This is a genomic window from Microbacterium shimangi (genome assembly GCF_043556445.1).
Lineage (GTDB): Bacteria > Actinomycetota > Actinomycetes > Actinomycetales > Microbacteriaceae > Microbacterium.
This window is the reverse complement of record NZ_JBIGII010000005.1, coordinates 1-24,936: the sequence shown is the minus strand read 5'-3', so window position 1 is coordinate 24,936 and position 24,936 is coordinate 1. Positions and strand designations below refer to the sequence as shown.

Genomic DNA, 24,936 nt, shown 5'->3' with positions numbered 1-24,936 from the left:
GCTCAGGCTACGGGGGCACCCGCGACTTCGACCACGGCCGCGCCCGGCATCCGCGCTCTCATGACCGCGATCGCCGCGGGGTTGTCGTCGACGAGAACGGCGTGGCGACCGAGGGCCGCGGCGACCGCGCCCGTGGTGCCGCTCCCGGCGAACAGATCGAGCACCCGATCACCGGGACGACTCGACGCCTGAACGATCCGCCGCAGCACCCCCTCGGGTTTCTGCGTGGGGTACCCCGTCTTCTCGCGCCCGGCCGTGGGGACGATCGTGTGCCACCAGACGTCGGTGGGGAGCTTTCCGCGGGCCGCCTTCTCGGCGGTGACCAACCCCGGCGCCATGTACGGCTCGCGGTCGACCGACTCCGAGTCGAAGAAGTACCGCTGCGGGTTCTTCACGTAGACGAGGATCGTGTCGTGCTTCGTCGGCCAACGCCGGCGCGATTTCGCCCCGTAGTCGTAGGCCCAGATGAGCTCGTTCAGAAATCTCTCGCGCCCGAACAAGGCGTCCATCAGCACCTTCGCGTAGTGCGCCTCGCGGTAGTCCAGGTGCAGGTACAGCGTGCCGTCATCGGCGAGCAGCCGCCACGCCTCGGCCAGTCGCGGCTCGAGGAAGCCCCAGTAATCGTCGAACCGGTCGTCGTAGGCCCGGAGGTCTCCGCGCAGCCGCTCGTACTCGCGCCCGTGGAACCCCCGCCAGACGACCGTCTCGGCGGCGCCCGCAACCGTACTCAGGCTGGATGCTGCGGCGACCCCGGCTTGGACGCGGATTTCCGCGGGTGCGGCGATGTCTTCGGCGCTTTCATCCTGAGTTAGTGCGGCCGCGGTGCGGGCGGTCTCGACCGAGCGCTCGCGCGTGCGGCCGGTGTTGAAGGGCGGGTCGAGGTAGACCAGCGTGAACGCGCCGTCGGGGAGCGTCGCCGCGGCGGCGAGATTGTCGCCCGCGACGATCTGCACCGATCCGGCGGCGGGGCCGGGCGTCACGGCACCCGGTGCAGCCACGCGTCGCTCGAGAACTTCGTCGCGACGAGAGCCTCTGCCTCGGCGTACTCCTCTTCGGTGATGCGTCCGGGTACGGCGCCGTAGAGGGTAGAGAACGTCGAGATGAAACGGTCGATGATCTCCGCTCGCGCCAGACCCGTCTGGCTGCGGAGCGGATCGACCCGCTTCGCCGCCGAGACGGTTCCCTTGTCGCTGAGCTTCTCTCGGCCGATCCGCAGCACCTCGGTCAGCGTCTGGCCGTCCATGTCGTAGCTCAGCGTCGCGTGGTGCAGCACGCCGCCGTTCGCGAGCCGCTTCTGCGCGGCTCCGCCGATCTTGCCGTGCGGGCCGGCGATGTCGTTCAGCGGCTGGTAGGTCGCGTCGATCCCGAGCGAGCGCAGTGCCTGCAGCACCCAGTCGTCGAGGAACGCGTAGGAGTCGGCGAACGTCATGCCCGCGACGAGGGACGCGGGCACGTAGAGCGAGTACGTGACGATAGAGTTCGCGGCCATCATCATGGCGCCGCCGCCCGAGATGCGCCGCACCACGTCGAACCCGTGGCGGGCCGCCCCCTCCGGGTCGACCTCGTTGCGGTACGACTGGAACGACCCGATGACCACGGCGCTCTCATCCCACTCCCACAGGCGCAGGGTCGGTCGGCGGCGACCGTCGCCCACCCGGGTCGTGAGCACCTCGTCGAGGGCGAGGTTCATGCGGGGCGACACCGGCTCCTCGTGCAGCACCTCCCACTCGAAGTCCTTCCACCCCGGCGCCGTGATGAGCGCGCGCCGCACGGCGGTGGCGACGGACTCGGGCGTGAACCCCAGCAGCTGCGCCCCCTCGGGGAGGGCGGCACGGATGGCCGCGGCGATCGTCGGAACGTCGGATTCGACGGCCAGGCCGTTGACGGCCGCGTCGATGTCGTCGAGCGCCATGTCGGGCTCGAGGAAGAAGTCGCCCGCGAGGTGGAACCCCGAGATCCGGCCGTTCACATTCTCGAGGTCGACCACGACGAGCTTTCCGCCGGGCACCTTGTATTCGCCGTGCATGAGGAAAGCCTACGGCGGTGGCGCGCTCTGCGGCGGGGCCGATCAGCGCCCGCCGAGGCGGGTGGTCAGCTGGTGCGCGTGGGCGAGCAGGGTGCGGCCGAGTTCGGCCTGCCGCTCGGCCCCGAAGCGGAACTCGACGCCGGTCAGGCTCAACGCCCACTGCGGGTCGCCCTGCCTCGTGAAGACCGCGGCCCCCATGCCCCAGCTGCCCTCGACGATCAGGCCGGGGTTGACGGCGAAACCGCGCTCCTGCGTTTCGCGCAGGCGCGTGCGCAGCCGTCGATCGCCGTGCGACGCACCCCATCGCTCCGCCAACTCCGGGTGCCGCTCGAAGTACGCGTCCACATCGTGAGGCGGGAGGAATGCCAGAATCGCGAGCCCCGCCGAGGCGACGCCGAGGGGAAACCGCACCCCCTCCGACAACACGAACGACCGGATCGGAAAGCTCCCCTCCTCGCGAACGAGGCAGACCGTCTCGTCACCTCGGCGGACCGACAAGAACGCACTCTCTTCGGTGCGCACGGCGAGGGAGCGCACGATGTCGCGCGCGGCAGCGGTGATGTCGAAGCGCGCGGCGGCGACGGTTCCCATCAAGTACAGCTCCGGTCCGGGCATCCACCGTCCCGTTTCGTCGTCGCGGTCGACGAGCCCCTCGTGGCGGAGGGCGGCGAGCAGGCGATGCACCGTCGGGCGGGTCAGGGCCGAGCGCTGCGCGAGGTCGGCGTGCGTGGCCCCCTCAGCCCCGGCAGACGTGACGAGTCGTAGGAGCAGCGCGGCGCGCGCCACCGCCTGGGCGCCTGCGACGGCTCCCCCCACCGAGACCTCCGCCTGCTTGCTGTCCACGATATGGACGGTAGCCGCCTGCATCTCCACATGGCAAGAGCGGATGCTGTCGCGACCGCGGTTTCGACGAAGGATGAACCGATGCCTCTCGAACGAAGGAGTCCCGAGTGATCGACAAGGCCCTCCCCTCGGCCGCCGACGCCGTCCGCGACATTCCCGACGGCGCGTCGCTCGCCGTCGGTGGCTTCGGGCTCTCCGGCAATCCCCTCGCCCTCATCGACGCCCTTCTCTCGCAGGGCACGACCGACCTCTCGGTCGTCTCGAACAACTGCGGGGTCGACGACTGGGGCCTCGGCATGCTGCTGCGAGCCCGCCGCATCCGCAAGATGACCTCGTCGTACGTCGGTGAGAACAAGGAGTTCGAGCGGCAGTTCCTCTCGGGCGAGCTCGAACTCGAGCTCACTCCCCAGGGCACGCTGGCGGAGAAACTCCGGGCGGGCGGGTCGGGCATCGCCGCGTTCTTCACGCAGACCGGTGTGGGTACGCAGGTGGCCGATGGCGGCCTGCCCCGCAGGTACGACGGCGCAGGCGGGGTGGCGGTGGCGTCGCCCGCGAAGGACGTCCGCACGTTCGACGTCGCGGGGCACCCCCGCGAGTTCGTCCTCGAAGAGGCGATCGCCACCGACTTCGCCCTCGTGCACGCTCTCCGAGGAGATCGCCACGGCAATCTCGTCTTCAACAAGGCTGCGCAGAACTTCAACCCGCTCGCTGCGATGGCCGGTCGGGTGTGCATCGCCGAGGTCGAGGAGCTCGTCGAGCCGGGCGAACTCGACCCCGACAGCATCCATCTTCCCGGTGTCTTCGTGCACCGGATCGTCGAGGTCGGCACCGCCCTCGAGAAGCGCATCGAGAAGCGCACCGTCTCACCGGCCGGAGGACACTGACATGGCACTCACCCGACAAGAGATGGCCGCCCGTGCGGCGCGCGAGCTCGCCGACGGCGCGTACGTGAACCTGGGGATCGGTCTGCCGACGCTCGTTCCGAATTACGTGCCCGACGACATCACCGTCGTGCTCCAGTCCGAGAACGGCATTCTGGGGGTCGGGCCGTACCCCACCGAAGACGCCGTCGACCCCGACCTCATCAACGCCGGCAAAGAGACCGTCACGACCTTGCCGGGCGCCTCGTTCTTCGACTCGGCCACGAGCTTCGCCATGATCCGGGGCGGCAAGATCGACGATGCCATCCTCGGTGCGATGCAGGTGTCGCGCGACGGCGACCTCGCGAACTGGATGATCCCCGAAAAGATGGTCAAGGGCCCGGGCGGTGCCATGGACCTCGTGCACGGCGCCGCGCGCGTGATCGTGCTCATGGAGCACGTGGCCCGAGACGGCACCCCCAAGATCGTCGACGCCTGCTCCCTGCCCCTGACGGGGAAGGGCGTGGTCGACCGAATCATCACCGACCTCGCGGTGATCGACGTGACACCCGACGGGCTCGTCCTGGTCGAGACCGCACCGGGCGTGACGATCGAAGAAGTCGTCGCCGCCACCCAACCCGAACTCCGCATTCCCGCGGCGCTTAGGGTGAACGCATGACCCCGGACGACGTCGTTCTCGTATCCGCCGCTCGCACCCCGCAGGGGCGACTGAAGGGGCAGCTCTCGTCGCTGGCGGCCACCGAGCTCGGCGCGATCGCGATCCGCGCCGCTCTCGAACGCGGCGGGGTCCCCGCCGATGCCGTCGACGCCGTGCTCGCCGGTCAGGTGCTGCAGGCCGGCGCGGGGCAGAACCCGGCACGCCAGGCGGCGCTGGGGGCCGGCATCGGGTGGAACGTGCACGCCGCGACGGTCAACAAGGTGTGCCTCTCGGGGCTCACCGCCGTGATCGACGCGAAGCGCATGATCGACGCCGGCGATGCGACCGTCGTCGTCGCGGCCGGCATGGAGTCGATGAGCCGTGCACCCCACCTGCTGATGGGTTCGCGCGAAGGCTGGGCCTACGGGTCGGTCGAAGCGCTCGACCACATGGCGCACGACGGCCTCACCGATGCGACCGATCACGAGAGCATGGGCGCTTCGACCGAGCGGGCGAACGAGCGGTTCGGGGTGACCCGTGAGGCTCAGGATGCTGTCGCGGCGCGCTCGCACCAGCGTGCGGCCGCGGCCCAGGAGGCCGGCGTGTTCGACGACGAGATCGTGCCCGTCGAGGTTCCGCAGCGCAAGGGCCCGCCGGTGGTCGTCTCCCTCGATGAGGGCATCCGGCCGGGGACGACGATCGAGACCCTCGCCGCCCTCCGACCGGCCTTCGCCGAGGGCGGGTCGCTCACTGCCGGCAACTCCTCCCCCATCTCGGACGGCGCCTCGGCGGTCGTCCTCACCACGCGCTCCCACGCCGCCGAGAAGGGATGGCCGGTGCTCGCTGTCGTCGGGGCGGCCGGTCAGGTCGCCGGTCCCGACAACTCCCTGCACGAGCAGCCCGCCCGAGCGATCGAGGCCGCCTGCGCGAAGCAGGGCATCACGGCGGGCGATCTCGACGTCGTCGAGATCAACGAAGCCTTCGGGGCCGTCGTCGCCCGCTCGCAGGCCGAGCTCGGCCTCTCCGACGACGTGGTGAACATCCACGGCGGAGGGATCGCGATCGGACACCCGATCGGCGCCTCAGGCAACCGCCTCGTCGTCCACGCGGTGCACGAACTGGTGCGGCGCGGATCGGGCACGGCGGTCGTGGCGCTCTGCGGCGGTGGCGGTCAGGGAGACGCCCTGATCCTCACGCGCTAACTGTCGCTCGGTCGCTGCCTCAGCCCGAGGCGAGTGTCTCCTTCGCGGTGGTGATCGCCGACATGGCCTTCGGCCAGCCGCTGTAGAACACGAGATGCGTGATGGTCTCGACGATCTCGTCTCGGGTGAGCCCGTTCTCGACGCCCAGCTTCAGATGGAAGGGAAGCTGCTCCACGTTGCCGCCCGCGACGAGAGCCGTGATGGTCACCAGACTGCGGTCTCGCGCCGACAGACCGTCTCTCTTCCAGACGTCTCCGAAGAGCACGCCGTCGGTGAGCTCGACGAGCTTCGGAGCGAATCCGCCGATGAGCCGCTGCGCCGACGAAGGCTGGGGGTCGCTCATACGTGGTTCTCCTGACGAGTGCCCCGGTAGTCGGCGTCGGTGATGTGCTCGAGCCACGTGGTGGTGGTTGCGGCGTCATCGGCGTTCTCGGTCATCGCGATGTGCTCCATGAAGGTGTCGTCGGCCGACGCGTGCCAGTGCTCCTGCCCCGGCGGGGTGTAGATCGTCTGACCGGCGCGGGCTTCGATGATCTGTCCGTCTCGGGTGCCGAATCGGCCGACGCCCTGCGTGATACGGAGGTACTGACCGCGCGCGTGGGAGTGCCAGGCCGTGCGGGCCCCGGGAGCGAAACGGACGGTGGCGACCGTCATGTGCTGGGTGTCTTCGTGCGGGACGGCGATCATGTCGAGCCACACGCCGCCGGCGAACTGCTCCGCCGGATTCTTCGTCGTAGGGGTCGTCGGTTCGATGTTCATCGGGTTCCTTTCGTCACGGGAGCGGTGCGGATCACAGGGCGATCATCACCTTCAGGGATTCCCGCTCGTCCATGGCGCGGTAGGCGTCGGGCACGGCGTCGAGACCGACGGTGCGGTCGAAGACCCTCCCCGGATCGACCGTGCCGTCGAGGATCGCGGGCATGAGCTGTTCGATGTAGCCGCGGACGGGTGCGGGGCCACCGGTGAGGGTGATGTTGCCACCGAAGAGGCTGCCGAACCCGACCGGGGCGTCTTCGTACTGGGGAACGCCGACCCGGCTGATGACACCGCCGGGACGGACGATCTGGAAGGCCTGCTCGTAAGCGGGCATGTGACCGACCGCCTCGAGCACCTTCCGTGCGCCATGTCCACCGGTGAGCTCGCGGACCCTCTCGATGCCCTCTTCCCCGCGTTCGGCGACGATGTCGGTCGCACCGAATTCGATCCCCAGGTCGGTGCGGTCCCTGTGGCGCCCCATGAGGATGATCTGTTCCGCGCCGAGCTGCTTCGCCGAGAGCACGGCCAAGAGTCCGACCGCACCGTCGCCGATGACGGCGACCGTGTCGCCCGCGGTGACACCGGCGCGGTGCGCGGCATGCCAGCCGGTGCCGTAGACATCGGACAGCGTCAGCAGCGACGGCAGCAGCGGGGAGTCCTCCGACATGCCGGGCACCTTGACGAGGGTGCCGTCGGCGAAGGGCACGCGGATGGCCTCGGCCTGGCCGCCTCCCACACCGGGCGCATCCCAGAACCCGCCGTGCAGGCACGACGTGAACAGGCCTTCACGGCAGAATTCGCACGTTCCGTCGGAGTAGGCGAAGGGGGCGATGACGAAATCGCCGGGAGCGAGAGTGCGCACGTCGCGGCCGACCTCCTCGACGACGCCGATGAACTCGTGCCCCATCGACACGCCCTCGGATGCGGCTTCCATGCCGTGGTACGGATGCAGGTCGGAACCGCACACGCAGGCGCGGACGACTCGGACCAGGGCATCGGTGCTGTCGTTCAGAACCGGATCCGGCGCATCGATGACGCGGACGTCGCCGGGGCCGAACATGTAGGTGGCGTTCATGATGATCTCCTCATAGTTGTCGAGCGATGTCAGGCGGTGCAGCCTGAAGGGGTGGTTCAGTCCGCCGCGCGGATGGTGACGACGACTTCGTCGGTCTCGGCGCGGTCAGAGGCGAGACGGGAACGCGTTCCGGCGCCCGTAGACGGTCAAGAAGAGGGCGGCGATGCCCGAGACGATCATCACGACGGCGAGGATCAGCCCGTCGAAGTGGTTCAGCAGAACGGCGCCCAGAATGCCGGCGGTGAAGATCGCCAGGTTGAAGGCCACGGGGAGGAACGAGTTGGCGACGTCCGAGTCGGGGCCGCCCGTGGTCGTGAGGGCGCCTTGGAGCTGAGCCGAGGCGCCGCCGAAGGTCATGCCCCACAGCACGGTCGCCACGATGATCGCCGGTGTCCAGGCATGGCCGACCAGCAGGATCACCGCGGCGGCGACGAAGACGACGACACTGCCGTGCAGTAGCGGCCGGGGGTAGCGGTCCAGCAGGGCACCCACGATGACGATGCCGACGACGGAGGCCACGCCGAAGATCAACAGCTCCACGTCTACGGTGAGGAGGCTTCCCGTCGCCCGCAGGTAAGGGGAGATGTAGGTGTAGATCGTGTTGTGCGCCAGCATCCAGGTGAAGATCACGGCCAGGATGACGGCGATACCGGGTATCCGGAGCACCCTCGCCAACGGAAGCCGCGAGGCGCCGGGCTGGCCCGCAGCGTGGGGGGCGATCAGGGCGATGATCGCACCGGCTGCGACGGCGACGGCGGTCAGTCCGACGAACGCCCAGCGCCAGTCGAACGTCATCCCCAGCCATGACCCCAGGGGAGTGCCGAGGGCGAAACCGACGGGTGCGCCGACCGACACGATCGCCAACGAGAGACCCGCGCGCGACGGCGGGCTGATCTTTCGGCCGTACGCGGCGAGCATGCCCCAGATGACGCCCGAGAACGCCCCCGCGATGAAACGGGAGACGAGCGAGACCACGACGTCACCCGAGACGGCGGTGATGGTGTTGGCCACGATGAGGCCGCTGACCGCTGCGAGCAGCAACGGCTTACGGCTCATTCCGCGGGTGAGGGTGATCGCGGGGATCGTGACGATGACCGTGCCGAGGGCGTAGGCGCTGATGAAGAGTCCGACGGTTCCTTCGTTCGTCCCGAGAGCGGTGGCGATCTCCGGCAGCAGGCCCGCCGGCATGGTCTCCATGGCGACCAGCACGAAACCGATCACGGCCAGGGCGACGAGAGTGGCGAGCGGGAGCCGATCGGGGACAGCGGTGATCGGCGGGGTCGGCGAGCGAGGGGTGGCGTGCAGCGCGCTGCGCGACGCGGGTTCCATGGAGATCGATCGCCTTCCTGACGGTGATGGTGGCTGCGCCCAGTCAACGCGCCGCCGAGCGGTCGAGGGAGTCCCTGCCGAGGGGTGTACCGACAGGGCACCCCACGGATGCGGCGAGGGACGTACTCTCATCGGCATGGACAATCACTCCGAGGTGCGCGAGTTCCTCATGTCCCGTCGCGCCAAGGTGACGCCCGAGCAGGCGGGGATCTCGGCCGGTGCGAACCGACGGGTCGAAGGGCTTCGTCGTACCGAGGTCGCAGCTCTCGCCGGGGTCAGCGTGGAGTACTACGCCAAGCTCGAGCGCGGCGCGATCGGCGGAGCCTCGTCATCGGTGCTCGACTCCATCGCCCGGGCGCTCCAACTCGACGACACCGAACGGACACACCTCTTCGACCTCGCTCGCGCCGCAGACGGCGTGCCGCTGTCGGGGCGGCCACGTCGGCGCTCCGCGAAGGTCGCCGCCACCCGACCCAGCCTGCAGTGGGTGCTGAGCACCATCACCACCGGCGTCGCCTTCGTGCGCGACTCGCACCAAGATCTCCTCGCCACCAACGAGCTCGGCCGCGCCTTCTACTCACCCCTCATCGGCGACGGCGGCCGCACGCCCAACCTCGCGCGATTCCAGTTCCTCGACCCGGCGTCCCGCGACTTCTACCCCGACTGGGATGCCTTCGCGCAGATGTGCGTCGCGATCATGCGCAGCGAAGCGGGGCGCGATCCGCACGACAAGGGCCTGCACGATCTGGTCGGTGAGCTCTCGACCCGCAGTGACACGTTCCGACGCCTGTGGGGGTCTCATGACGTCCGCACCCACGGCTCCGGCACCAAGCGTTTCCATCACCCGGTCGTCGGCGAGCTCACCCTCGCGTACGAAGAACTCACCATCACGGCCGATCCCGGCTGCATCCTGATGATCTACACCGCCGAACCCGGCTCGCCCAGCGCCGAGCGGCTCCGCCTGCTCGCCAGTTGGTCGGCATCGCGTCCGCTCTCGGTCGACCCCTCGCTCCCCGCCGGCACGGTCGCCCGGGACACGTGAATCGCGGGGCGGGCGGATGCTGAGGGCCACCAGTTCCATCGACCCAGAAGCGTCATCGCCGCCGGCAGCAGCAGGCCGCGGATGATGGTCACATCGAGGATGACGGCAACCAGCATCCCGATCCCGATCTCTTTCATCGCGACGAGCTCGCCGATCGCGAACCCGAGGAAGACGACGCTGATCGCCGCGGCGGCCGTGGTCACCACGGGGCCGGTCTGCGTGATTCCGTAGAGCACAGCCTCGGCGTTCGCGGTGCGCGGGTCGGCCCCGGCGTCGCGTTCGCGCCACCGCTCATGGATGCGCGCGAGGAGGAACACCTCGTAGTCCATGGTCAGCCCGAACGCGAGCAGCCCGATGAACAGCGGCGTGGTCACATCCAGGGTTCCGAGGGCCTCGAAGCCGAGCAGCGTGCTCCCCCATCCCCACTGGAAGATCGCGACGAGCACGCCCAGGGTCGCCGCCATCGTGAGCGTACTGAGAGCCAGGGCCTTCAGCGGCACGACGATCGAGCGCGTCAGGGCGAACAGCAGGGCGAAGCTGGCGATCGCCACGACCCCGACGGCGAGCGGAATGCGCTGGATCAGGTGCGCCTGCGTGTCGACCAGGGCCGCGGCGGGGCCGGTCACCTGCACGGCCAGGTCGGTGTCGACTGCGCGCGCCGCGTTCACGAGGCGTTGGGCGGTCGCACTCGTCGCGCTGTCGCCGACGGGGGTGAAGTCGACCGCGGTCACCTCGGCGGGCAGATCGGCGACGAGGTCGGCGTCTGCCACATCGTCGAGCGCCGCGATCTCATCGAGCAGGGCGACCACGGCGGGATCGCCGACGGGGCCGTCGACGACGACCGTCACCGGTTCGATCCCGAAGCCCGTGAAGCCGGTGGTCGCCGCCTCGTAGGCGCGACGCTCCTCGGCGGCCGGTGGCAGCGAGCGGATGTCGGAGCTGTCGAGCGCGAGCGAGGCCAGCGGAGCCGCGAGCGCCAGCAGCAGTGCCGTCGCCCCGATCACGACGCCCACCGGACGCCGCTGCGCGAACCCGGCGGAGCGCGCCAGCCATCCGCGACGGGCGATCGCTTTCTCACGAGACCACGGCCGCGCCCAGGTGCGCACGCCCCGCGCGGGCAGCCCGCGGTGCACGACGGCGAGCGCCGACGGCACGAGCGTGAGACCCGCCGCAGTGGCGAACACCACGACGATCGCCCCGCCCAGCGCCATCCCCGACAGGAGCGGTTCGCCCAGAAGGAAGATGCCGAACAGGGCGATGAAGACGGCGAGACCCGAGATGAGAACGGCGCGACCGGACGAGCGCACCGTGCGACTCATCAGCGCCTCGAGCCCCGCTTCGGGATCGGCCTGCCGCTCCTCACGGAAGCGCAGGATCATCAGCAGGCTGTAGTCGACCGTCAGGCCGAGCCCGAGGATCGTCACGATGTTGATGGCGAACTCGTTCACGGGAATCACCCGCACGACGAGGCTGAGCACGAGAAGGGTGGCGGCGATCGCCGCGAGGGCGACCACGATCGGCAGGACACCGACGCGGAAGCCGCCGAGCACGATCACCAGAACGATCAGCAGCACCACGATCGCGAGACCTTCGCCGATGGCGGCGTCGGTCAGGGCGCGGTCGACGAACGCTTGCTCGGCGAGCAGCTGCCCGCCCACGAGCACCTCGGGGGCGGCGATGCTGTGGAGCTTCTCCGATACCGAGGCGGCCACGGCGAGCGCCTCTTCTTCGCCGAGGTCGCCCGCGAGCTCCACGGCCACCAGCGACGATCGTCCGTCATCGCCGATCGCGCCCCCGGAGGTGTACGCATCCGACACGTCGACCACTCCGGGAAGAGCGCGGATCTCTGCCATGACGGCGGTGGCGCTGTCGCGGAGCGCGGGGGCGAAGAAGTCCTCGCCCGAGATGACGGCCGTGACGATCTCGCCCTCCGGATCGAGCTGGTCGAGGCGGGTCTGCGCGACGAGCGACTCGGCACCGGCGGGAGCATCGTCGACCGAGGTCATGCGGTCGAAGACGTCACCCGCGAAGACCATGCCGAGAACGACGAGCAGACCCCACGCGCCGAGAACGATGAAGCGCCGTCTCACAGTGAGTCGGCCGAGGGTGGCGAGCATAGGGGTCCTCCCCGCGGTACGGGAACAAAGAGGGACCCTCCGGTGACGAACGCGAGCGTCCGCCACCGGAGGGTGTGGGGTGTTGGTGCTTACTTGCTCAGCTGCAGCTCTTCGCGGCGTAGGCGGTGGTCGCCTCACCGGTCCTGCTGGCTCCGGTCGCCGAGACCGTTGCCGATCCCGCCGGAACGGCAGCCTGACGAGTGGTGAAGGTGTGGAACACGGTGGTGCCGGGCTTCACTGCCTTGATCACTTTCTCGCCGTACGACGACTTCAGCGTGACGTCCACAGGAACCGTATCGGAGTTCGTCGCACGAACCGTGAGCGAACCCTTTCCGGCGATGCAACGCACCTCGCTGGTCGCGCTCACCGCGAGCGGTGCCGGGGCGGTCAGATCCTTGACGCGGATGTTGCGGTACGAGACCGCCTCACCAGGGCCGTGGTTCTGCACTCCCACGAAGCCCGAAGTGAGATCGCGCGCAGCTTCTTTGTTCGTGAAGTCGTTCACGAGTGCGCCGTTGAGGTAGACCTTGATGTTCTGCCCCGACACGACGAGCTCGTACGAGTTCCACGAACCGACCGGCTTGAGCGCGGCGGCGACCGCCGCGTTGTCCGCTGCCTGGAACGTGTAGATCGATCCGGTGGTCCGGTCGACGGCGTCCGTCGCGTCGATCTGGATCTCGTACCCCTGGTTCACTCCGATCCACGGGTCGTTCCCCGGGTCGGGGAAGCCCACGAACACGCCGCCGTTGTGGTCGGCGACGAGCTTCCAGTCCAGCTTCAGGCTGTACTTCTTCAGCTCTTCGGCCTTGTACCAGAGGAGGCCGAGACCACCCTCGCCGCGGATGCTGCAGTCGTCCTGACGCCCGAACCCACCGGGGCCCGCCATCCGCCACTTGTCGAGGCTGGCGAGCGTGCCGTCGAACATCGCGCGGTAGCCCTCCTCGGCCTGCGCCGGAGCGCAGATGTCAGCCGCACCGATCGACAGCACGTCGACGTTGATGTTGCCCTTGTTGCCGGTCTCGTACTTGAGGTCGATGGTGTTCGCTCCGGCGACGAGGTTCAGGTTGCGCGTGTTGGTGGCCCACGTCTTCCAGTCACCCGTCGATGCGAAGTTCCAGTTGTCGACCTTCGTACCGTTCACGTACAGCCCGACGTCCTTCGTACCCGGAGCCGGGTTGGGCCCGTTCGAGTACCGCACGTTGACGGGGTAGGAGCCCGCAGCATCCGCGTTCACGGTGAACGAGAAGGCCGTTCCGGGGTTCCACATGCCGCCCGCGAAGCCTGCGCCCGAGTAGCCGCTGTGCTCCATGTCGACCTTGGCGCCACCGGTCAGCGTCGCGTCCTCGGCCTCGTACCAGCCGCGGTCGGCGGGCGAGACGAAGCCGGGAAGCGTGTTGAGCGTGTACCAGGCTTCGGTGCTCCACAGCTTGGCACCCGATGCCGCCTCGAAGGGCTGCGGCGAACGGACGTGCACGACGCGACCCTGCTTCAAGCCGTCGAGCTTGAGGGTCACGGTCTTGCGATCGGTCGACACCTGAGCACTCGAAACAGCGAGCGGCTCTTCGTCGATCTTCGGCCCGCCGTAGGTCGTGGTGGGCAGGTAGCGCCACTGCTCGGCCCGGTAGGACGTCGCGATATTCGCCACTGTCTCATCGGAGATGGGCTCGGTGTACTCGATCTGGAAGCCCCCCTCGACGACCTTCATCGACTTCATGTCGAAGGTGTCGGTGTTGGTGGGAACGAGCTTCTGCAGACCGTAGGTCAGCTTGCCCGCCTCACCCCAGTTGCCGCCTTCGCCCGTACCGCCGATGTACAGCGACTTGTCGGGGCCCTCGATGACACGGTTCACGCCGACCTCGAACCCGGCGGAGTGGCGGAAGACCGCACCCTGGAACTCTCCGTCGACCTTCTCGAGGAAGGCGCGCTGCAGGCCACCGTACGTGACGTCGCCGAACATCATCTGGCCGGCGAAGGGGCCGTCCTTCAGCATGATCGGCGTGCTCGGCGAGTTGCCGATCTCGTTCTGCGGGATCCACACGGCCGGCTGCGTGACGGGCTTCGAGTCGAAGAGGCCCGCCTTGCCCGCGGCGTCGGTGGTGTAGTGGTTGAAGAACCGGTCCTGCTTCACGTGGACGAGCTTGTTAGACGGAAGCCAGGCACCCTGGTTGTCCATCGCGAAGAGCTCGTTCTCGGGGCCGAACGCGATCCCGTTCGGGGTGCGCAGGCCGCCCGCGACGTAGGTCAGCTGACCCGTGGTGCGGTTGATCTTGACCGAGGTGCCGCGGTTGCTCGCGGGCTGCGGGTTCGTCGTCGCCCCGCCGTTGTCGATCGCCACAGAGAGGTTGATGTAGAAGTTCTCGTCGTCGTGGATCAGACCGAAGGCGAACTCGTGGAAGTTGTTCCCCGAGGGGTAGTCGGCCACCTTGCGCTTGGTCGTGAACTGACCGTCGCCGTCGGGGTCGCTGAGCTCGGTGAGCTGGTAACGCTCCGAGACGTAGATCTTGTCGTCGATGACGTCGATGCCCATCGGGTTCAGAAGACCGTCAGCGACCTTCTTCGCCGTCACGTCTTCCGGTCCGTCTGCCGTCTGAGCGCCCGAAAGCAGGTAGACCTCGCCCGACTTGGACGTGTCCCACCCGCCGGAGTTGACCGAACCCGTGGTGAGCACGGCCAGGCGACCGTCGCCCATGAAGCCGAGGCCCGAGACCTTCGGGGTGAAGCCCGCCGGACGCAGGTTCACGAGGGTGTAGTTGGGGTTGACCGCATCGAGACGCAGCCCGTCACCGGCAGAATCCGCGCTGCCTTCGCAGTACTTGGTTCCCGGGGCCGTGACGCGCACGACGCCCGCTTCGGTGCTGAGCACGCTGTTCGGGACGAGCACGAACGAAGAGGTTCCGGGAACCTTCCATTCCAGCTTCAGCTCCTGGCCGTTCGTGGCCTCGAACATCTCGACGAAGAGGGAGTGGACGCCGACGTCCAGGTCTTTCGTGGTGCCCTCGACCGCCGCCGAGCCGTGCAGGCCGTCGTTGTCGATGACCTGCGTCTCGTCGATCGTCAGGCGCGAGCCGTCGTCACTGGTCAGGCGGAAAGTGTAGGCACCGGGGGTGGACAGCGTCAGGTTCGCCGTCACGTGCGTGATGAAGTTGTCGCTGCCGCCGAACTCTTCGTCGGTCGTGAAGTTGATGTTCTGCATGAGCTTGTCGACGTTCGGGGTCTGACCGGACTTGAGCGTGCAGAGTTTCGTGAGCGGAGGCGTCGAGTACGTCCGCAGTGTCACCCCCTGGTCCTGCTTCGGCAGGTCCGCGGCGGTGGCGGGCACGATCGCGCTGGCTGCGACCAGCGCGGCGCCGATCACCCCCGCGACCAGTGTTCTCGCCACTCGGCGAGTGCTGCGCCGGCGACGGCCGGACAAGACAGCATTTTCGGGCATCTTTGCTCCTTTGGGTCAGTGTCGCCGCGACGACGACACTGCATCAGAGCAACACCGACGTCGACAGCAAACGTCGCCATCGTAGGCAGCTTTTACCGACTTGTCTACAAAACTTGCCCAATGAACGGTGTTCTGCGCCAGAACAGTCCGAAGGCCCAGTCATCGACGATGCGGATGCTTCGACCGAACCGCGAGAGAGGCCCTGAATTCGAGGGCGAAGCGTCCGAATCAACATTTGATGCCGAACACGCACCTTTTGCCTGAGAGGTGCCATGCATCTGCTTGACGAGTACCTGTCGACGCATTACTGTCACAACGAACCCGAAGAAACCGATACTCGTGACAGCGCGGCCACGAGACCTCTCAGTCTATCGACGCCCGCTCCCCCGACCGTCGGCGCCCACGACGTTCATCGAGCTGTGACGCGCAGCCCGATCCCCGAAGACGTCGCTGCCGAGACCTCGGCTGCACACCTGCGGTCCGTCGTTCGACGGCCAGAGAACGGAGCAACACCCATGATGAAGTCCACCCGCAGCGGGCTGGGGGCTCGCATCGGCGTCGCCGCCCTCGGCGTCGGCATCCTCACCGTCCTCGGCGCCGGTGTCGCCACGGCGGCCACCGAAGATTCCGTCGACGTCAGTGTCGAGATCGACCCGAGCGTCGCGCCCGGCGCACTGGCCCTCACGGTCGCCGGTGATTCCGCAGCACTGACCGAGACCGACCCCATCGGTACCGACCGCATCTTCACCGGCACGCTCCCGACCGTCACGGTCACCGACACCCGCCTCGCGGAGGACGTCGATCCCGCCGCATTCTGGTACGTCGTCGGGTCGATGACCGATTTCACCGGCGATGACGGCCAGGCCGACATCATCGCGGGCGACAGCTTCGGGTGGACCCCCGCGATCACCGCCGGAAACCCCGAAGACGGTAGCCAGCTCGTCGGCGAAGGCGACGAGGTCGCTCCCGGCGACGGTTTCGGACCCGACGACAAAGAGCTCCTCGCTCTCGCCGACAACTCGGCCGCCGCGGCTCCCGGCGCCTACTCGGCGAACGCCGAGTTGACCCTCCGCACCCCCGGCACGGTCGAGCCCGGCAGCTACGCCGCGACGCTCACCCTGTCGCTCTTCGAGGACTGAGACCGACCGGACACTGTTCACCGTGGGTTTCTTCGGATCATCGTCAGCGCGGGCCAGGTTCTGGCCGATCGCTCTCCTCGTGGGTGCCGCCGTCGGCGCACCCGCGGGGGCGGCCGTCGCGACGACGGCAGAAGAACCCACGGTGACCTGGTCGGTGGCCCCCGCCGACGAGAACGGCCCCGACGGTCGATCGTCGGTCGACCTCGCTCTCGACCCGGGCACGTCGACCACCGAGAGCCTCGCCGTCCGCAACTTCAGCGAGCAGGAGGTCACCTTCGCGCTGACCGCCGCCGACGGCTACTACACCTCCACCGGTCGCTTCAACATGCTCGCCGCGAGCGACGAGTCCATCGACGCGGGCACGTGGATCTCGGTCGAACCCGCCCTCACGCTCGCCGCCGGCGAGACGCGGGTCGTGCCGTACACGATCACCGTGCCGGCGAACGCGACGCCGGGCGACCACGCCGCGGGCATCGCCGCGTCCGTGCGCACGACCTCTGCCGACGCCGATGGAACGCAGGTCGGCGTCGACAGTCGCGTCGGGTTCCGCGTCTCCACCCGCGTGACCGGCGACCTCGCACCGGCTCTCGAGGTCTCCGACGTCCGAGCCGACTACCGGCCGTCGTGGAGCCTCTTCGCCCCGGGCAGGGTCACCATGTCGTATGTCGCGACGAACACCGGCAACACCACGCTGGCCGTCAGCGACACCCTCGGCGCAACCGCATCGGAGCAGGGCAACCTCCTCCCGGGCGAGAAACGCAATGTCTCCGTCGCCGAGATTCCCGCGTGGCCGCTCGGCCTGCTGTTCTTCGACCTCGCCGTCGACGGCTCCGTTCCCGGAGAAACGCTGACCGCGACGCCGTACACGCAATCGCTCGTCGTCTGGGCGATTCCGTGGCTGTACCTCCTCGCCGCTGTGGGCGTGTTCCTCATCCTCTTCGCGATCTTCACCGGTCGCCGACGCAACAAACGCCGCTTCGAACGACTCCTCCAGGAGGCTCGCGAAGAAGGGCGAAAAGACTCGACCGAAAAGGTGCCCACCGCATGACCACGTTCATCACGGTCCTCCCGTCGTCGCTCGCCGTCGGCGCTGTCGCGACACCTCCCGCCGGCGAAGACGCGGTCGGCGTGACGGTCGAGATCGCCCCCCTCTCGGTCACCTGCATCGCCTCATGCCCCGTCTCCGAGGAGCCGCCGGTGCTGCCGGTCACCGGCTCCGAGCCGCTGTCTCTCCTGTTGCCGATCGCGCTCTTCGCCGCGGGTGTCGCCGCGACGGTCTGGGCCCGCCGCAAGCCCGCTCACCCCTGACGCCGCGACGCCTCACGACCTCCCGAGCCCACCGGGCGCGGATGCTGCGCCTCAGGCCGAGACGTCTCCGCGAGCCTGACCCGAGCCGTCCGCAGAGGGGGCGGGCCGTTCCGGAACACCGTCGACGGCGTCGACAGGTGTCGCAGACGCACTTTCGACGGGCACCGCGGGAGACTCCGGCTCAGCCAGGAGCGCCTCTCGCACGATCCGACGGGGGTCGAAGCGGCGGGGGTCGAGTTGCCGCCAGTCGGTGTCACTGAATTCCGGGCCGAGCTCTTCGCGTACGCGACTCTCGGCCGAGCGCGCCATGACTTTCGCCCGGTCGACGAAACGGCGCAGGCCCGCGGCGTAGACCGGGAGCCGCGTGGGGCCGATGATCATCGCGGCGATGAACCCGATGAGCACGAGCTTCTCGAACGTCAGACCGAGGGTCACGCTTCCACCGCCGGGACCCCCGACGCGACGGGCAGCGCCTTCGCCTTTCGTCGATCGAGGATCAACGACAGACCGGCGGCCGCGAAGAAGAGCGTGCTGAGAACGCCCGCCAGCAGCAGCATCGAGACGACGTCGGCCGCGGGGGTCGCGAGAGCGGAGAAGAGCGTCGCGATCAGGATGGCGATGCGCCAGCCTCGGAGGATGCCCCGCCCGCTCACGATGCCCGCGAGATTCAGGGCCACCAAGAACACCGGCAGCACGTACGCGACACCGACGACGATGAGCAGCTTGAAGACGAAGTCGTAATAGAACGACGCCGTATAGAACTGCGCGCCCTGTTCCGGGACGAACTGCGCCATGAGTTCGACGATGTGCGGGACGATCGCGAGCCCCGAGGCGCATCCCGCGAAGAACAGGGGAATGGCCGCCGAGAGAAAACCGATGGTGTACCGGATCTCGCGTCTGCTCAGCCCGGGCATGATGAAGGCCCAGATCTGCCAGAGCCATATCGGCGCCGAGGCGAGGATGCCGATCGCGAACGCGATCCGCATGCGCAGATCGAAGCCGCTCGTGATGGTCTCGAAGTTGAGAACGGCGAAGTTGTCGCCGCGCGACTGCGCGACCGCACGGATGGGCTCGGTGATGAGGTGGATGACCGCGTCGGTGAAGAGGAAGGCGCCGACCATTCCGAGCACGACCGCGAGCGCGGCGATCATCAGCCGCTTGCGGAGTTCGACCAAGTGCCCGCCCAGCGACATCCGCCGGTCGTGTCGGTGCGCCTTCGTCTCACCGCCGGACTTGGCGGGAGCAGACACGGGTGGCTCAGCGCGTCGGCGCGGGACCGCGGACGTCGGCGACGTCGAGCGGAGTCGCCGCCACCGTGGGCGCGGGCGCCTCGGTGTCGGGCTGCAGCTCGTCGGCCTTCATGGCCTTCATCTCACCCTTGAAGACGCGCGCGGACTGCCCCATGCTCTTCGCCAGCGCCGGCAGTTTCGCCGCGCCGAACAGAAGAAGGATCACTGCGAGAACGATGAGCAGGTGCCATCCGGTCAGTCCGTGAAACATGAGCCCTCCTTTGGGCCGCCGGGCAACATCGCCCGAAAGTCGAGTCGGAGACGCGGTCGGGGGGTGCCGCGTCATCGATTGAGGGCGATGTTATTCGCGACGACGGACAATTACAAGACACGTGTTCATGAGAGTTTTCTCGCCGAGCAATCAGCACCTTTTGATTGACCGCTGGCCGAACATCGGTAAAGATGACCGCAGAGGGACTCGTTCCAGAGAAGGACCTGAGTCGCTCACACCCCCCGCAGGCTCGATGCTGTTCGCACTCGTCGCGATCAGCGACGTCCGGTCTGCCCGAACTCGATGAGGAGTGGAGGATTTGGCGCGCGGAGGAGAGCTCTGCGCGGGCAATTGGCCCGGGTCGCCACAATCAGCCGTTTCGACCGGCTGGTGACGACCCGGTGAAAACAACTCGAACTCGCAAAAACAGGAGCTGTTTCACGATGAATCTTATTTCCCGGCGCGAGGGCCGGCGCACGCGCGCCGTAGCCACTTTCGCTATCGGCGCCCTGGCGCTGACGGCATTGGGTGCGGGTGCTCTACCCGCGTCCGCCCACGACGGCGTCGATCACCCGCCGGGCACCGAAGAACCGACGAACCCACCCGTCGTCGCCCCCGATCCGGGCGACAGCGACGCGGCCCTCGACTGGGCCAACTACGAGAAGGTGCTGCTGACGAAGAACGTCGGCGAGCCCATCGACCTCGCCGTGATGCCCGACTCGAAAGTGCTGCACACGGCACGCAACGGCGACATCCGCCTGACCGACCCCGCGACGGGCGTGACGAAGACCGTCACCACGATCCCCGTCTACGCGAACTCCGAGGACGGGCTGCAGACGATCGCACTGGACCCCGAGTTCGAAGAGAACAACTGGGTCTACCTCGTCTACTCCCCGATCGACGCCGACGGCGACGGCGCGGTGGACACGCCCGTGGGCAACTCCCCCAACACCCTGCCCGCAGGCGCCGACGAGTCCTACTGGGACCAGTGGGTGGGCGTCAACCGCCTCTCGCGCTTCACCTGGAACGGCTCGGGCCTCGACCTGGCGAGCGAGCAGAAGATCCTCGACGTCGAGGTGCAGCGCGGTCAGTGCTGCCACGTCGGAGCCGACATCGACTTCGACGCCGACGGCAATCTCTACCTCTCCACCGGTGACAACACGCCCGCCAGCACGCCGGGCGCCAACGGCTTCGCCCCCAACAACGACGCACCGGGTCTGAACCCCGGGTTCGACTCGCGTCGTGGAGCGGGCAACACCAACGACCTTCGCGGCAAGATCCTGCGATTCCACGTCGAAGACGACGGCACGTACACGATTCCCGAGGGCAACCTCTTCGCACCGGGAACCGCGCTGACGCGCCCTGAGATCTTCATCATGGGTGTCCGCAACCCGTTCCGTCTCGAGGTCGACCCCGAGACGAACTCGCTCTCCTGGGCCGACTACGGTCCCGACGCCACCAAGGCCGTCGCGGACACCGCGGGCCGCGGCCCCATGGGTCTCGTCGAGTGGAACGTCGTCGGTCTCGACGACCCCCACAACGGTGGATGGCCCTACGTGACGGCGGACAACTTCGCCTACAACGACTGGGACTTCGCCACGGCTACCCCCGGCGCGTTCTTCGACCCCGAGAACCTGGTCAACGACTCGCGCTGGAACACCGGCCTGACGCAGCTGCCCCCGGCCCGCCCGGCAACGCTGTACTACGGCGACAGCCCCGGCGACCAGCCGCGCGACGAGCTCGTCAACTTCGGCGCCGGTAACGGCCAAGGCCCCATGGGCGGCCCGGTGTACCACTACGACGAGACGAACCCCTCGACGACCAAGCTCCCGGAGCACTGGGACGGCAAGGCGTTCATGGGCGAGTTCTCGCAGGACTACATCGCCGCGTTCACCGTCGACTGGGAGGACTTCTCGGTCGGCGAGATCGAGGACTTCTTCCCGAACACGGCAGCGACCGCCAACGGGCAGACCGGCCACGACAACCCGATGGACATGGAGATCGGTCCGGACGGCTCGATGTACGTGCTCGACTACGGTGACGGCTTCTTCCGTGCCAACCCCGACGCGGGCCTCTACCGCATCGATTACGTCGCGGGCAACAAGTCGCCGCAGGCACGCTTCACGGCGACGCCGACCTCGTCCTCGTCTGCCCCGCTCACGGTGCAGTTCGACGCGTCGACGTCGACCGACCCCGAAGCCGGAGCACTCACCTACGAGTGGGACTTCAACGGTGACGGCACGTTCGACGCCACCGGCGCGACCGCCTCGTACACCTACACCACGGTGGCCAACTACACGGCACGACTGCGCGTCTCCGACCCGCAGGGCAAGTTCAGCCTCACGTCGAAGACCATCTCCGTCGGCAACCAGGCACCGACCATCAACGTGGAGTACCCCGGCAACGGTGGATTCTTCGACTGGGGTCAGGCCGTTCCGTTCAAGGTGACGACGACGGATGCTGAAGACGGCACCGCCACGGACTGCACCAAGGTCACGTGGACCTACGGTCTCGGTCACGACGAGCACGCCCACCCCGAGGTTTCGGGTACCGGGTGCACCGGCTCGTTCCGCACCGACCCGAACTCGCCCGAGCACGGACCCGGCGCGCTGCTGTACGGCGCCGTCGTGATCACGTACGCCGACAAGGGTGCAAACGGACTGCCGGCCGCGACGGGTGAGGCGACGATTCGCCTGAACCCGAAGCTGCAGCAGGCCGAGCACGCCATCCAGCGTCAGGGCGTCGTCAACTACGCCGACACAGGCGCTTCGGGCGGCAACGCGATCCGGGGCCTCGGCGCCGGTGACTTCCTCAAGTACGATCCCGTGAACTTCTCGGGCATCACTGGGGCTGTCGTCCGCGCCAACGGCGGCGGAGAGGTCCAGCTGCGCTGGGGCGCTGCCGATGCGGCACCGTTCGCAACCGCGACCATTCCGGGCGGCTCCGGCTGGCAGGATGTCTCGGTCTCGTTCACCGCTCCGCAGGGTTCGGGCGCACTGTTCGTCACCTCGGCGAACGAGCTCGCCGTCGACTCCCTCACCATGGTGGGCGGCGGTATCGGCGACGTGACGGCACCGACGGTGGCGCACACGCTCGCACCGGCCGCACCCACCGGTGTGGGCGGCGTCTACAACGAGCCGGTGCGCTTCGCCGTTCAGGCCACCGACAACGGTGCGCTGGGCACGGTGCAGTACTCGCGGGACAACGGCGCGACCTGGATCAACCTGGCCGCGAACCAGCAGTACGGCGTGACGTTCTCGCAAGACGGCGTCTACGACATCCGCTACCGGGCAACCGACGCCGGCGGCAACGTGTCGCAGCTCGGCACGGTGAAGTTCACGATCGATCTCGACGCTCCGAACGAGCCGACGGTCGATTCGCGGACGCTCGTCACCCTCGGTTCACCGCGAGTGACGTACGGCGCCCCCGGCGACGTCGTCGTCGCGGTCACCGGTGCGGGCGGCGTGCCGACCGGCGAGGTCGTGCTCTCCGTGGGCACCACCGAGGTCGGTCGCGGAACACTGGATGCCGCAGGCAAGGCGACCATCACCCTCCCCGCAGACCTCCCGGTCGGCACGCACACCCTGCGTGCGACCTACGGGGCCGATGAGGTCTTCAAGACCTCGGCGGGAACGGGCCGGCTCACCGTGTCGCAGGCACGCTCGACGACCGAGGTCGTCGTCGCGCCGAACCCGGTGAAACCCGCCGTGGCGGCAACGGCGACCATCCACGTGGAGTCCTCGACGGGTATCGCCCCGACGGGTACGGCCACGGTCACGGTGCGTCGCAACAACGCGGTCGTCGCCACCCTCACCGGAACGCTCAACGCAGAAGGCGACGTCTCAGTGACGCTGCCCAAGCTCAGCACTGTCGGCGCCTACCAGGTGCAGGCGGCGTACGACGGCTCGACCGGCGTCGCCAAGAGCACGGCCACGGCCAGCCTGACCGTCAAGAAGTAACCCCAACTCGGTGGGGGTCGCACTCCGGTGCGGCCCCCACCGCTCCCTGGTCGCCCGGAACACCGGGCGACTCACCTCGAAGGAGAGTCATGAGTCACAACCACGAAAACGCGCACCCGACGGTGTCGGCTCAGCCGATGAGCCGTCGGACACTGCTGAAAGCGCTGGCGGCATCGTCCGTCGCCGTCGGAGCGGGCGCGATCGCCGCTCCGTCCGCCTCCGCAGCATCCGCCTTCGGCACGAAGGCCGCACTTCCCACCGTCAGCGGGGGCAAGCGCCTCGTCCCCGTCAACCGCATCGGCATCCAGCTCTACACGATCCGCGACAAGGTCAGCTCGCTGGGCTTCCGCGCCGTGTTCGAGGAACTCGCCAGCATCGGATACTCCGAGGTCGAGTTCGCCGGTTACACGCAGGGTCAGATCGGTGCCATCACGCCGGCCGAGATCCGGCAGCTGCTCGACGACAACGGCCTCCGGGCTGTGGGCGCGCACGTCAACCTCAACGCGGGCAACATCGACGCGCAGCTCGAGATCGCGCGCACGCTCGGAATGCCGCACCTCGGGCAGGGTGGGCCGATCGCCGGTGGATACGGCGGACCGCTCCCGAAGGCGCAGTGGACCGCGGCGATCGACGCGTGGAACGCGATGGGCGCCAAGGCCAAGGCTGCGGGCATCAAGCTCTACGCGCACAACCACTCGCAGGAGTGGAACTTCACGACCGACACCAACGAGCGCGTCTACGACCTGCTCTGGGACGGCTTCCAGTCCGACCTCGTGTTCTTCGAGATGGACGTCTACTGGGCGCACGTCGGCAAGTACCTGTACCCGGGCGTCGAGCCGATCGACTACATCAAGCGCGACCCGCGCCGCTTCCCGATCCTGCACCTCAAGGACGGCAAGACGAACGCGGCGAACGCCAACGGTTACGACATCGTCGAGTTCGGTGCCGGAAACATCGACTACACGGCATTCCTGTCGGTGCTCCGCGACCGCGGCCAGCGCTACGGGGTCTTCGAGCAGGACAACGCCTCCACCGTCCCGCTGACCCCGGGCGGCAACTCCCTCGCGAACGCTGACCGCAGCTACGACAAGATCGCCGCGCTGCGCGGCTGAGAAACCAAGGACATCACATGAGAAATCTGATCAAAGCGTCCACCGTCGCGATCCTCGTCATCGGGGGCAGCGTCGTCGCCGTCCCCGCGTACGCGGCCGACCTGACCTGCTCCGGCGACCTGGGCAGCCAGGCCATCACCGGCAACCTGATCGTCGACGGGGGCGTCGACTGCATCCTCGGCGGCGCCACCGTCGAGGGCGACATCATCGTGGGCGAAGACGGCTGGCTCGACGCCACCTCCGTCACCGTCACCGGTGATGTCATCGCCACCGACGCCTACGGGGTATCGCTGGACGGCACGAGTGTCGCCGGTGACATCAGCTCCTACTCCGAGGGCACTCGCGGCGGCTTCCTCTACGTCACCGACCTCGAGGTAGGCGGAGAAGTCGCCGCCGGCGGCATCGACGTCGAGGTCACCGACAGCAGCATCACGGGTTCGCTGACCACGCAGGCGGCGAGTTATGTCGATGTGGTGCGGACGTCTGTGGGTGGGGATGTCTCGATCGATGGCTCCGACTACGGTGTCTCGGTCGGGGGCGCGGTCGTGAAGGGCAGCGTCACCGTCAGCGGAAGCTCCCG

Annotated in this window: 21 protein-coding genes and 1 pseudogene; 10 read left to right on the top strand and 12 right to left on the bottom strand. The window is 68.3% G+C overall.

Annotated features, from left to right (window positions below; translation table 11 throughout):
• Positions 1–2 precede the first annotated feature (2 nt).
• Genes ACFXQA_RS12790 through ACFXQA_RS12780 form a run of 3 tightly spaced genes read right to left on the bottom strand, consistent with a single transcriptional unit; the run spans position 3 to position 2,893 of the window.
• Positions 3–998 (bottom strand): DNA-methyltransferase, encoded by a 996-nt coding sequence (locus ACFXQA_RS12790; RefSeq protein WP_394520255.1) that lies wholly within the window; start codon positions 996–998, stop codon positions 3–5.
• On the bottom strand, positions 977–2,026 hold the full coding sequence (lplAB, locus tag ACFXQA_RS12785) for a lipoate-protein ligase LplAB (protein WP_394520254.1): 1,050 nt from the start codon (positions 2,024–2,026) through the stop codon (positions 977–979). The genes ACFXQA_RS12790 and lplAB overlap by 22 nt, the downstream gene beginning before the upstream one ends.
• Before the next feature lie 42 nt (positions 2,027–2,068).
• Positions 2,069–2,893: an IclR family transcriptional regulator gene (locus tag ACFXQA_RS12780; RefSeq protein ID WP_394520253.1), complete on the bottom strand. Its 825-nt coding sequence runs from the start codon at positions 2,891–2,893 to the stop codon at positions 2,069–2,071.
• Between the two features lie 83 nt (positions 2,894–2,976).
• Here ACFXQA_RS12780 and ACFXQA_RS12775 point away from each other — a divergent pair, with 83 nt between their 5' ends.
• From ACFXQA_RS12775 to ACFXQA_RS12765, 3 genes are read left to right on the top strand one after another with little or no spacing between them, the layout of a single operon-like run.
• Positions 2,977–3,753 carry a CoA transferase subunit A gene (locus ACFXQA_RS12775; RefSeq protein ID WP_394520251.1) on the top strand — a complete coding sequence of 259 codons (777 nt, stop codon included), beginning with the start codon at positions 2,977–2,979 and terminating at the stop codon, positions 3,751–3,753.
• A gap of 1 nt (position 3,754) precedes the next feature.
• Complete coding sequence (locus ACFXQA_RS12770; protein WP_394520250.1) at positions 3,755–4,408, top strand: CoA transferase subunit B; 654 nt, start codon at positions 3,755–3,757, stop codon at positions 4,406–4,408.
• Positions 4,405–5,589, top strand: a complete 1,185-nt coding sequence (locus ACFXQA_RS12765) for an acetyl-CoA C-acetyltransferase (protein WP_394520249.1) — start codon at positions 4,405–4,407, stop codon at positions 5,587–5,589. Before ACFXQA_RS12770 ends, ACFXQA_RS12765 begins: the two co-directional genes overlap by 4 nt.
• Positions 5,590–5,608: 19 nt before the next feature.
• Here the strand turns inward: ACFXQA_RS12765 and ACFXQA_RS12760 are convergent, their stop codons facing one another.
• The 4 genes from ACFXQA_RS12760 to ACFXQA_RS12745 form a co-directional block, all read right to left on the bottom strand.
• A complete protein-coding gene (locus tag ACFXQA_RS12760; protein ID WP_394520248.1) occupies positions 5,609–5,932 on the bottom strand; it encodes a carboxymuconolactone decarboxylase family protein in 324 nt (107 codons plus the stop codon).
• Complete coding sequence (locus ACFXQA_RS12755; protein WP_394520247.1) at positions 5,929–6,348, bottom strand: (R)-mandelonitrile lyase; 420 nt, start codon at positions 6,346–6,348, stop codon at positions 5,929–5,931. Before ACFXQA_RS12755 ends, ACFXQA_RS12760 begins: the two co-directional genes overlap by 4 nt.
• Before the next feature lie 31 nt (positions 6,349–6,379).
• Positions 6,380–7,420: an alcohol dehydrogenase catalytic domain-containing protein gene (locus tag ACFXQA_RS12750; protein WP_394520246.1), complete on the bottom strand. Its 1,041-nt coding sequence runs from the start codon at positions 7,418–7,420 to the stop codon at positions 6,380–6,382.
• Between the two features lie 105 nt (positions 7,421–7,525).
• Entirely contained in the window at positions 7,526–8,749 is a 1,224-nt protein-coding gene (locus ACFXQA_RS12745; RefSeq protein WP_394520245.1) for an MFS transporter, read from the bottom strand.
• A gap of 136 nt (positions 8,750–8,885) precedes the next feature.
• On the opposite strand from ACFXQA_RS12745, the gene ACFXQA_RS12740 reads away from it, so the two are divergent.
• A complete protein-coding gene (locus tag ACFXQA_RS12740) occupies positions 8,886–9,791 on the top strand; it encodes a helix-turn-helix transcriptional regulator (RefSeq protein WP_394520244.1) in 906 nt (301 codons plus the stop codon).
• A 26-nt stretch (positions 9,792–9,817) separates the two neighbouring features.
• On the opposite strand, the pseudogene ACFXQA_RS12735 reads toward ACFXQA_RS12740, so the two are convergent.
• Both ACFXQA_RS12735 and ACFXQA_RS12730 read right to left on the bottom strand, forming a co-directional pair.
• Positions 9,818–11,797: pseudogene (locus ACFXQA_RS12735) on the bottom strand (MMPL family transporter); the annotation flags it as partial.
• A 208-nt stretch (positions 11,798–12,005) separates the two neighbouring features.
• Positions 12,006–15,338 (bottom strand): 3-keto-alpha-glucoside-1,2-lyase-like domain-containing protein, encoded by a 3,333-nt coding sequence (locus ACFXQA_RS12730; protein WP_394520243.1) that lies wholly within the window; start codon positions 15,336–15,338, stop codon positions 12,006–12,008.
• Positions 15,339–15,853: 515 nt separating this feature from the next.
• Here ACFXQA_RS12730 and ACFXQA_RS12725 point away from each other — a divergent pair.
• The 3 genes from ACFXQA_RS12725 to ACFXQA_RS12715 are packed head-to-tail and all read left to right on the top strand — an operon-like array spanning position 15,854 to position 17,785.
• Positions 15,854–16,477: a hypothetical protein gene (locus ACFXQA_RS12725; protein ID WP_394520242.1), complete on the top strand. Its 624-nt coding sequence runs from the start codon at positions 15,854–15,856 to the stop codon at positions 16,475–16,477.
• Positions 16,478–16,499: 22 nt separating this feature from the next.
• The gene (locus ACFXQA_RS12720; RefSeq protein ID WP_394520241.1) at positions 16,500–17,525 is read left to right on the top strand and encodes a WxL protein peptidoglycan domain-containing protein; all 1,026 of its coding nucleotides are present in this window, start codon (positions 16,500–16,502) and stop codon (positions 17,523–17,525) included.
• A complete protein-coding gene (locus ACFXQA_RS12715; RefSeq protein WP_394520240.1) occupies positions 17,522–17,785 on the top strand; it encodes a hypothetical protein in 264 nt (87 codons plus the stop codon). Before ACFXQA_RS12720 ends, ACFXQA_RS12715 begins: the two co-directional genes overlap by 4 nt.
• A gap of 51 nt (positions 17,786–17,836) precedes the next feature.
• Here the strand turns inward: ACFXQA_RS12715 and ACFXQA_RS12710 are convergent, their stop codons facing one another.
• The 3 genes from ACFXQA_RS12710 to tatA all read right to left on the bottom strand — a co-directional run bounded on the left by ACFXQA_RS12710 (position 17,837) and on the right by tatA (position 19,285).
• On the bottom strand, positions 17,837–18,220 hold the full coding sequence (locus ACFXQA_RS12710) for a twin-arginine translocase TatA/TatE family subunit (RefSeq protein ID WP_394520239.1): 384 nt from the start codon (positions 18,218–18,220) through the stop codon (positions 17,837–17,839).
• Positions 18,217–18,978 carry a twin-arginine translocase subunit TatC gene (gene tatC, locus ACFXQA_RS12705; RefSeq protein ID WP_394520278.1) on the bottom strand — a complete coding sequence of 254 codons (762 nt, stop codon included), beginning with the start codon at positions 18,976–18,978 and terminating at the stop codon, positions 18,217–18,219. Before tatC ends, ACFXQA_RS12710 begins: the two co-directional genes overlap by 4 nt.
• Positions 18,979–19,042: 64 nt before the next feature.
• Positions 19,043–19,285 carry a twin-arginine translocase TatA/TatE family subunit gene (gene tatA, locus ACFXQA_RS12700; protein WP_394520238.1) on the bottom strand — a complete coding sequence of 81 codons (243 nt, stop codon included), beginning with the start codon at positions 19,283–19,285 and terminating at the stop codon, positions 19,043–19,045.
• A gap of 443 nt (positions 19,286–19,728) precedes the next feature.
• Between tatA and ACFXQA_RS12695 the strand changes: the two genes are divergently transcribed.
• From ACFXQA_RS12695 to ACFXQA_RS12685, 3 genes are all read left to right on the top strand, one after another.
• Positions 19,729–23,244, top strand: coding sequence for a PQQ-dependent sugar dehydrogenase (locus tag ACFXQA_RS12695; protein WP_394520237.1), 3,516 nt, complete (start codon positions 19,729–19,731; stop codon positions 23,242–23,244).
• A gap of 89 nt (positions 23,245–23,333) precedes the next feature.
• Positions 23,334–24,356: a sugar phosphate isomerase/epimerase family protein gene (locus ACFXQA_RS12690; protein WP_394520236.1), complete on the top strand. Its 1,023-nt coding sequence runs from the start codon at positions 23,334–23,336 to the stop codon at positions 24,354–24,356.
• A gap of 17 nt (positions 24,357–24,373) precedes the next feature.
• Positions 24,374–24,936, top strand: a 563-nt coding sequence (locus tag ACFXQA_RS12685) for a hypothetical protein (protein ID WP_394520235.1), incomplete at its 3' end; no start/stop codon positions are given.

What these genes read in the sequence shown, in the direction of transcription:
- ACFXQA_RS12780 (WP_394520253.1), bottom strand. Translation starts at nt 2,893, where the DNA reads ATGCAGGCGGCTACCGTCCATATCGTGGACAGCAAGCAGGCGGAGGTC.
- lplAB (WP_394520254.1), bottom strand. Translation starts at nt 2,026, where the DNA reads ATGCACGGCGAATACAAGGTGCCCGGCGGAAAGCTCGTCGTGGTCGAC.
- ACFXQA_RS12745 (WP_394520245.1), bottom strand. Translation starts at nt 8,749, where the DNA reads ATGGAACCCGCGTCGCGCAGCGCGCTGCACGCCACCCCTCGCTCGCCG.
- ACFXQA_RS12725 (WP_394520242.1), top strand. Translation starts at nt 15,854, where the DNA reads ATGATGAAGTCCACCCGCAGCGGGCTGGGGGCTCGCATCGGCGTCGCC.
- ACFXQA_RS12695 (WP_394520237.1), top strand. Translation starts at nt 19,729, where the DNA reads ATGAATCTTATTTCCCGGCGCGAGGGCCGGCGCACGCGCGCCGTAGCC.
- ACFXQA_RS12730 (WP_394520243.1), bottom strand. Translation starts at nt 15,338, where the DNA reads ATGCCCGAAAATGCTGTCTTGTCCGGCCGTCGCCGGCGCAGCACTCGC.
- ACFXQA_RS12715 (WP_394520240.1), top strand. Translation starts at nt 17,522, where the DNA reads ATGACCACGTTCATCACGGTCCTCCCGTCGTCGCTCGCCGTCGGCGCT.
- ACFXQA_RS12765 (WP_394520249.1), top strand. Translation starts at nt 4,405, where the DNA reads ATGACCCCGGACGACGTCGTTCTCGTATCCGCCGCTCGCACCCCGCAG.
- ACFXQA_RS12750 (WP_394520246.1), bottom strand. Translation starts at nt 7,420, where the DNA reads ATGAACGCCACCTACATGTTCGGCCCCGGCGACGTCCGCGTCATCGAT.
- ACFXQA_RS12770 (WP_394520250.1), top strand. Translation starts at nt 3,755, where the DNA reads ATGGCACTCACCCGACAAGAGATGGCCGCCCGTGCGGCGCGCGAGCTC.
- ACFXQA_RS12740 (WP_394520244.1), top strand. Translation starts at nt 8,886, where the DNA reads ATGGACAATCACTCCGAGGTGCGCGAGTTCCTCATGTCCCGTCGCGCC.
- ACFXQA_RS12755 (WP_394520247.1), bottom strand. Translation starts at nt 6,348, where the DNA reads ATGAACATCGAACCGACGACCCCTACGACGAAGAATCCGGCGGAGCAG.
- tatC (WP_394520278.1), bottom strand. Translation starts at nt 18,978, where the DNA reads ATGTCGCTGGGCGGGCACTTGGTCGAACTCCGCAAGCGGCTGATGATC.
- tatA (WP_394520238.1), bottom strand. Translation starts at nt 19,285, where the DNA reads ATGTTTCACGGACTGACCGGATGGCACCTGCTCATCGTTCTCGCAGTG.
- ACFXQA_RS12690 (WP_394520236.1), top strand. Translation starts at nt 23,334, where the DNA reads ATGAGTCACAACCACGAAAACGCGCACCCGACGGTGTCGGCTCAGCCG.
- ACFXQA_RS12760 (WP_394520248.1), bottom strand. Translation starts at nt 5,932, where the DNA reads ATGAGCGACCCCCAGCCTTCGTCGGCGCAGCGGCTCATCGGCGGATTC.